This window comes from Caballeronia sp. LZ003 (assembly GCF_031451465.1).
GTDB lineage: Bacteria > Pseudomonadota > Gammaproteobacteria > Burkholderiales > Burkholderiaceae > Caballeronia.
This window is the reverse complement of record NZ_JARUXJ010000268.1, coordinates 1-5,553: the sequence shown is the minus strand read 5'-3', so window position 1 is coordinate 5,553 and position 5,553 is coordinate 1. Positions and strand designations below refer to the sequence as shown.

The 5,553-nt window shown below is 58.0% G+C and carries 8 protein-coding genes; all 8 read left to right on the top strand.

The genetic code is table 11. The features are described from left to right. Positions 1-451: 451 nt before the first annotated feature. Positions 452-697 (top strand): AlpA family phage regulatory protein, encoded by a 246-nt coding sequence (locus tag QCE79_RS38735; protein WP_309854361.1) that lies wholly within the window; start codon positions 452-454, stop codon positions 695-697. A 7-nt stretch (positions 698-704) separates the two neighbouring features. Next, positions 705-896, top strand: a complete 192-nt coding sequence (locus tag QCE79_RS38730; RefSeq protein WP_404989513.1) for a hypothetical protein — start codon at positions 705-707, stop codon at positions 894-896. Beyond that, complete coding sequence (locus QCE79_RS38725; protein WP_309854357.1) at positions 889-1,317, top strand: hypothetical protein; 429 nt, start codon at positions 889-891, stop codon at positions 1,315-1,317. Before QCE79_RS38730 ends, QCE79_RS38725 begins: the two co-directional genes overlap by 8 nt. A 222-nt stretch (positions 1,318-1,539) precedes the next feature. Further along, positions 1,540-1,770 (top strand): transcriptional coactivator p15/PC4 family protein, encoded by a 231-nt coding sequence (locus tag QCE79_RS38720; RefSeq protein WP_309854354.1) that lies wholly within the window; start codon positions 1,540-1,542, stop codon positions 1,768-1,770. Further along, positions 1,767-3,968, top strand: coding sequence for an AAA family ATPase (locus QCE79_RS38715; RefSeq protein ID WP_309854352.1), 2,202 nt, complete (start codon positions 1,767-1,769; stop codon positions 3,966-3,968). Before QCE79_RS38720 ends, QCE79_RS38715 begins: the two co-directional genes overlap by 4 nt. Continuing rightward, positions 3,965-4,258 carry a hypothetical protein gene (locus QCE79_RS38710; RefSeq protein WP_309854349.1) on the top strand — a complete coding sequence of 98 codons (294 nt, stop codon included), beginning with the start codon at positions 3,965-3,967 and terminating at the stop codon, positions 4,256-4,258. Before QCE79_RS38715 ends, QCE79_RS38710 begins: the two co-directional genes overlap by 4 nt. Then, positions 4,255-4,857 carry a hypothetical protein gene (locus QCE79_RS38705; protein ID WP_309854346.1) on the top strand — a complete coding sequence of 201 codons (603 nt, stop codon included), beginning with the start codon at positions 4,255-4,257 and terminating at the stop codon, positions 4,855-4,857. Before QCE79_RS38710 ends, QCE79_RS38705 begins: the two co-directional genes overlap by 4 nt. A gap of 321 nt (positions 4,858-5,178) precedes the next feature. Further along, positions 5,179-5,553, top strand: a 375-nt coding sequence (locus tag QCE79_RS38700; protein WP_309854343.1) for a DUF3164 family protein, incomplete at its 3' end; no start/stop codon positions are given.

Genomic DNA, 5,553 nt, shown 5'->3' with positions numbered 1-5,553 from the left:
CGCGACCTTAGATATCTCGGATGTGAGAGCTTTGAACCGGGGATTTGGGTGCTGAGAGCGCTGCAACGGCAGACAAAAAGAGCTGGCCCGAAGGCCAGCCAAGAGGGTGACGACATGCTGAGAACAATGGTAACGATGAAAAGCTGTCGGCACCATCTGACCTGTCCGAAAAGTACTTGCACGAACGTTGGAGAACTACGTATACTTCTCACGTGGCCGAAACAGAGGTCACCCGGTTGGGAAGCCGGACTAGATCACGGCGGACAAACCGCCGACTGGCGGTATTTTTACGTCCGCTGCCTTGCGCGCGCCTTCAATGGTCGGGCCTTGGCGGGGGAGCGTTCGCGCTCGCCGGTTTCCGTGATCACCGGTCTTCCTATCCTGCCTTGTGCCTGGCCACCCCGTTGGGAAGCGGGAGGGTCGGGTTTTCAACCTGATCACGGAGTCCGCAATGCGTGCTAATCCCTCCGCTCGTCCCGAGCAATCACAGCAGTCTGTCACACCCACTACGACCTTAATCAAGCTGCGTCGTGTGCTTGAGAAGACGGGTCTGAGCCGTACAGCCGTCTACACCGAACCATCGTTCCCGAGGTCCATCAAGATTACCTCTCGTGCTGTTGCATGGATCGAGCAGGAAGTCGATGACTGGATCGCGGCACGAATCGCGGCGAGTCGCTCTGCCAACGAAACCGAGTGAGGGCGCGATGATGACTGCAAATATCCTCGCTCGTTCTGAGCAAACCCAAATCCCCGTTTTCGTCGTTCAAATCGACATTATCAATGGCGCGTTGCGTGATGCTGCGCTTGCGGCGACCGCGAATGATGCGCTGGACATCACCGGCAATGCGCTACGTCAGCTGGTGGACATCGCCCGTGCGGAGGTGCGCCATGACTAACACCACCGAAAAGATGGCTCGGCCGCGCTCATCGGCGGCAGGCTTGATCGACTTTTTCTTCGAGCGCTTCGATACGGCTCATGCCTCGGACAGTGAGCTGCAGTATCTCGCAGACTTCACAGGCACCGTTGCTGACATGGCTGACTCGCTGTCTGCGCTCACAGCGGGCATCGGCATGTTGGTAAGCGGCGATAGAGGACGTGAGTGCAAGCACCTTCGCACTGAAGCTCTGCAAGGCAACGATGAACCGTCACTACTCTTTCATATCGCGGCTGAGATCGAGCTGATCGCTCGTATCGCGGAAGTAGCAGCCGACTCAAACTGCTATTTGCAACAACGGTTCACTGACCGTCTCAAGGTTGAGCGGTCTCGTCGTGACCTTAGCGATGAGTACTCCTCACAGGCGGTCAACCATGGCTAATCGTTGCGATCTCGCCGCTAAGGCATGGCAGATTCACGATGTCCTGCGAACCCTTTCGGCCGCACTTCCAGAAGATCAAGCGGGATGCGCTGTTCCCGTGCAAGGAGTCGTGCACCTGTTGATCGATCAGTCACAAGAGGTTGCCAACAAGCCGTCCAATCCTGCGTATGCGGGTGATGACGCGCGTTTCGAGAAGCACGCAGGCGGTTCGAAGGAGGACGTATGAGTACGGTCGATCAGGACAAGATGGTGATGGAGATTCAGAAGAACGCGACGCAACGCGTTCGTATCTCGCATCGTTGGTACAAGGGCCGCCAGTACATCGATGTCCGGCTCGTGGTCGCTAATGCAGCGGGTGAGTTCGTGCCGACGCAGAAGGGCATCATGCTTCGCCCGGAGTTGCTTGCGCAGGTCATTCAAGGGCTGACGCTGGCCGCGCGGGAGGTTGTATGAGCGATCTAGTGAATGTGGAGGCTGTCTTTGCAGACGCGCTGACAGGCGCTGGCTTCAGCGCCCCTGAAATCATCGCTGATAGCACGATCCATCGTTTTGCGGGCCCTGAAGATAAGCGGGGCAAAAAGAGCGCTTGGTATGTGCTGCACAGCAGCCGCTTCGGCTTGGGGGCGTTCGGCGATTGGAAGACGGGGCACAAAGAGAATTGGTCTGGGAGAGCCGAATCGACCTTGACAGCGGAGGAACGCGCGCAGTGGAAGCGTGAACAGCAGGAGATTCGTGCAGCCGTCGAGCACGAGGCGAAAGCCCGTAGGGCGGAAGCCGCAGCGAAGGCCAAGCGCATTTGGGCGAAGACGCGAGACGCCACTGACGACAACCCCTACTGCGTCGCTAAGGGCATCAAGCCCTACGGCCTCAAAGAGTTCAAGGACAAGCGTACGTTGATCGTGCCTGTTCGCGACGCAAGCGGCGAGCTCGTGAGCGTGCAGTTCATCCATGCCGACGGCACGAAGCGGTTCTTAACTGGCGGCGCGAAAAGAGGTTGCTACTACTCTTTCGGACCGAAGCCTGCGGATCGCATCATCATTGCCGAGGGTTTCGCGACGGCGGCGAGTCTGTTCGAGGCGACCGGCTTGTCGGTTGCCGTTGCATTCGACTCCGGCAATCTCAAGCCCGTGGCACTGGCAGTGAAGGCTAACCTGCCAACCGGATGCAAAATCATCGTGGCAGCCGATGATGACGCTGAGACAGCGGGCAACCCAGGCATCACGGCCGCCACCGACGCGGCGAAGTCGGTCACTGGTTTGTTGGCCGTCCCCGATTTCGGCGACAACCGGCCGGAAGGCGCATCAGATTTCAATGATCTCGCGCAACATGCCGGCCTTGCGGCGGTGGTCTCTTGCCTTGCCGCGACAACGCGTCCTGGGGGCACAGATAAGCTTGCCTTGCCGAAGCAGCCCGGTCGAGCTTCCGTGCTGCTTACCCGCGCTTCGGACATCGTGCCGGAGGCGATCCGCTGGCTGTGGCGTAGCTGGATTCCAGACGGGAAATTTACGCTCTTGGCAGGCTCACCGGGAACCGGTAAGACGACGGTGGCGCTTGCGTTGGCTGCTACCGTAACGCGAGGCGGGATGTGGCCAGACGGGACTGCTTGTGGTCGTCAAGGTGACGTGCTCATATGGAGCGGCGAGGATGGCCAAGCGGACACCCTTGTCCCGCGACTCATGGCGGCGGGGGCCGATCTCGAATGCATTCACTTCGTCAGCGGCTTGACTAACCAGCACGGCGAGATTCAGCCGTTCGATCCGGCTCGCGATGCCCATCTCCTGAATGAGCGGCTCGCGACGCTTGGCAACGTCGCCATGCTCATCGTAGATCCAGTCATGAGTGCGGTGGCGGGCGACGCCAATAAGGCGAACGACGTACGTCGAGACTTGCAGGTGCTCGTTGACATCGCCCACACGCATCGATGCACCGTTCTTGGGATTAGTCACTTTCGAAAAGGTAGTGCTGGCAGCGTAGTTTCTGAGCGAGTTCTTGGGTCCGGTGCGTTCAATGCCCTTGCGCGCATGACCCTCGTTGCTGCGAAAGATGAGGCTCAGGAGCGTCGCATTCTGGCGCGGGCCAAGTGCAATGTAGGGCGCGACGATGGAGGGATTAGCTATACGCTCGAACAGATCGATCTGAACGGCATTGAGGCGAGTCGCGTCGCATGGGGTGAGCAACTCGATGGCACGGCGCGCGACATCCTTGATGACGTTGAACAAGCCGACAATGCAGAGCGCTCCGAGCGTGACGAGGCGATCGACTTTCTTCGTGACCTTCTCTGCGATGGTCCGGTGCCAGTCAAGTCGATCAAACATGATGCGTCGGGCGCAGGGTACGCATGGAGAACGATCGAGCGCGCAAAACGTGAGCTGAGCGTCGAGGCTCGAAAGATAAGCATGAAGGATGGATGGGTATGGGCTCTTCCCGCCGAAGTCCGCCACGAAAAAAGCGAAGTCCGCCAGACAAAATATGGTGGCGGTCTTCGGGAGGGTTGGCGGTCTTCGGTAGATTCGGGGGTTTCCGGGGAGCTTTTGAACCCGAAAAAACACGAAGACCGCGAAGACCGCCACGGGACTTTATCTGGCGGACTTCGCAAAGCATCTGGCGGACTTCGGGATTCGGAAGTTGAGACTGGGGAGAGTGATCGATGAACAGCGAGCAGATGTTCGACCTTTCCACGTCGATCCGAGAACTCTGCAATTGTAGGGATGAGTTCGAGGAGGAACTGGTCGAAACCGCCGCCTTAGAGGCGGCCTATCGTCTTTATTATCGCGAGCCGTGCTCTGATGAGACAGCAATCGAAAACGGCATGGAGAAGCTCATCCTGCTTCGCGTGCTAAAAAAATTCACAAAGCGCGAGGCTTACCTCTATCGCGTTGGCTTTCTGACGATGACGGCCATCGCTCGCGCTGGACTTCGACATGTAAGGAGTGGGGAATGACGGTTTATACGGCGGAACAATTGCGGCGCGCACTCGCGGCCTTCAATATTCCAGATGACTTTGAATTGACGCCCAAGGCGGTGCGAGCCGTTGCTGAGCGCGAGGTGCGAAAACTAATCCGAAGTGTGAAGTTATCAGGCCAGTCGCCGGACCCGACCTGTGATTTCCACTACGCCCCCGAGCGTGCTGCGGACCGAGTGACCGTGCGGCGGATGATCGTCATGCACCAGCTTTTTGAACGCCTGCACCCCGGCGTGCCGCTTTGGCCCCTAGCTGAACGCGAGGAGATAAAACACCTGGCGTGGCGAGTTGTGCACAATCCTGATGCGTCGTTCGAGCAACGTCTCGATGCGGCGTTACGCGTGATGAAAACTCACTACGCTCGGTCGGTGCGCTCCACGCTTCGAACTCATTCGCCGCTGTCCTTTGCAGTGCATCCGGGTTTTGATGAATATGCCCGGCACTACATCCATTCGGACCCCACTGATATTGTCCGGCGCTTTGGAGAGAAGATCACACAGGAACTATTGGCCCTCTACACCCGGCCAGACCCGGTTCGCATCGGGCCGGGCAGCACCTACTGGCGGTCGGGGTTTTGAGGTAGGCAACGCAGTCGGACACGCGTCGCATGATTCGACAGGTTGGACGACAGTTGACCTATCTTGGGAATTCCCAAGATAGCGGCGATGTTGACATGAAGGGGCGAGCGTTTTACTCACCCCTTTTGCATATGCAGTGGCGAGAAAGTGGCGAAGGGCATCGCTCAAACCCTTGTCGTTACTGAGTTGTCAAATTCCTGTGAGTCATCCGTTCAGGGCCACCCCGCGTCCTCAGCGTCGCATATCATTGCCATGAGTTAGGTTTTTACGACATATAATTTGTCGATTAATCAACAGTAGATTCACTTATTCGAATCCATCGTGAACTCGCAACCTGTAATGCCCGGCTTCGTCCTTGACGCGCGAGGCCGCTACGTCCCCGAATCAATGATCAAGCCCGTTGATCGTCTGCGTGACCAGACGGTCATGGCCCTGATCGACACTGCGAAAAAACATCAGGAACAACTCCTTGCTTTTAAGGAGCTGGCCTTTGCTGATGTCGCCGCGTTCGTCGAAGCCAGCAGCGAGCAGTACGGCGTGCGTATGCGGGCCATCAAGGGAAACATCTCGCTGGTGACCTTTGATGGGCGCTATAAAGTCGTGCGACAGATCGCCGAGCACATCCAGTTCGGCGAACAGTTGCAGGCGGCCAAGGAGCTGATCGACGCGTGCATTCACGAGTGGACCGAGGGTAGC